This is a genomic window from Parasutterella secunda (assembly GCF_016901835.1).
GTDB lineage: Bacteria > Pseudomonadota > Gammaproteobacteria > Burkholderiales > Burkholderiaceae_F > Aphodousia > Aphodousia faecavium.
Map to the genome: position 1 here is coordinate 1 of NZ_JACJKX010000033.1, position 1,946 is coordinate 1,946.

Genomic DNA, 1,946 nt, shown 5'->3' on the forward strand with positions numbered 1-1,946 from the left:
ATTTACGTTGGCGACGACGCAAGTGAGTATAAAGATCACCTCCATTTCGACGATCTTCAATAACCCATTGATAAATGGTTTCGTGACTGACTCGCTGTCCGACTTTTTTAAGAGTATGTGAAATCTGCTCAGGACTCCAATCCATCTATGGAACCCGATAGTTTGTCAAGGGTAAGAGGTAAAAATCTTCCCATCTAACAACAGCCAACGGCTGTTGCTGATTAATTTTTTTGCCTCCAAGTGTTTATCGGTGACGTGTCAAGCCATCGTGGAATACCGAGCTCTGTTAACAGAGCGAGGATATGCCGCGAAAGGGCTTGTACACGCTGTCTTAAGAAATATCATCCACTAAGGGCTAGGCTGAAAAGCTACGCTTTGAGGCCTTGGCCTTAGTGACTTATTTTTTCCTTTTTAAGGGGAGAAATCTAATACTGTTACGTTAAGGAAAGAGGCTATTTCTAGCAATCTATCCGGGCTGTTGCAGAATTCCTAACGGATTTCATTTGCCCACTATGAACTTTCAGAAAAAGACTTCCAATGCCCTATAAAACGACTTGTCTGAGAGACAATGGACAGGAACGGGCTGTGTGGAAGCACCTCCGGCTTTCTCATAACGTATTGTTCTTGATTGCTCCTCTGTTGATCTTTACGGTTTCAATGCAGAGCGAGCGACACCAGCTCTCGCATAATCAAATTCTGTTCCGTATTTCATCACTGCATAGGCAATTCTCAGAAGTTTAGCCGCAAGCTGAATGATAAATTTTTGATACGGCAATATTTTCAACTTCTTATCCATCCAACGTTTGAGTTTGCAGTTTTGTAATTTGCCTTGTTTATTCATTCTGTAAAGAACATTAGCTGCCTGGACGAGGTTGCGACGCATTAATTTATCTCCACGTTTGGTTATTCCAGCCGTTTTTTGCTTATGACCGGTCGTAATATTTCTTGGAGCCAAACCACAGTATGCAACAAGGTCTTTCGGACCTTCGAAGTCTTTGATATTGGGAGCAATGGTTAATAACCGAGCCGCACATTGCACACCAAAAGATGGAATATCTTTTAAGTTTTTACCTGTTACATTATTGGTCACTATCTTTTCGAGCACCTTATCGATCTTGTTGATTCGTGTTCTTAAGACTTTGTAGTTTGCGATCAACATTCGTAATGCTTCTTTTACTTCTTCTGGAATTTTGTCTGTTTCTTTCAAAAGAGAAATGAAGTTAACAACACTGCTTTCATTTTTCCCAATAGAAATTCCGTAACTTTGACACATAGACTTGAAACACACAATTGAAGACACTTTTTGTTTTGACAATTGCGCCCTAATAGTCTGAAGTGCTTGAATACTCATTTCAGCAGGGGTTTTAGCCCGGATAAAGCGAAGGATTTCATCCAGAGCTAAATAAGCGATAGCTTGAGCATCGTTTAAATCTGTCTTTTGTTTTCCAAAATGTGATCCAACGTATTGTTGAACAGCTTTTCCGCTAATAACCCGACATTCGTGACCATACTCTTGCAATTGATTAACAAGCCAGTGCATTCCATTGCAAGGCTCCATAGCGAAAATAGTGGGAGAAAGCTGTTCGGCAGCTTCTAAAAGATCTGGATAGTTTAAGCGATCGATAGCAATAATTTCACCGGATTCGGCGATGCAGACACAAGAGGTGTCATTTTTAGCCAGATCTAAGCCGATAACTTTGTATTCTTGCTCGACATCAATGGTGTTAACGAGTAATCTTTCTTTTCGTGACATGGTGCTCTCCAATAGGTTTTGTGCATATTTTCATTTTCGCACCTTATAACCTCCATTAAGGGTGCGGGAGGGTTCCATGTCATTAAACGAATTAATTCCAAAACTCTTTGCTTGGTCGAATCAGGAACTTGACGAACGTTCAGTTGTGCAGCTTGGCGACGTCGAGTACAAGCGTTTCGGTGAGCTTGTTGTG

The 1,946-nt window shown here is 41.1% G+C and carries 1 protein-coding gene; it reads right to left on the reverse strand.

Annotation, left to right across the window (positions count from 1 at the left end):
• Positions 1–646: 646 nt before the first annotated feature.
• On the reverse strand, positions 647–1,753 hold the full coding sequence (locus H5985_RS09195; protein ID WP_205051012.1) for an IS110 family RNA-guided transposase: 1,107 nt from the start codon (positions 1,751–1,753) through the stop codon (positions 647–649).
• Positions 1,754–1,946: the final 193 nt, after the last annotated feature.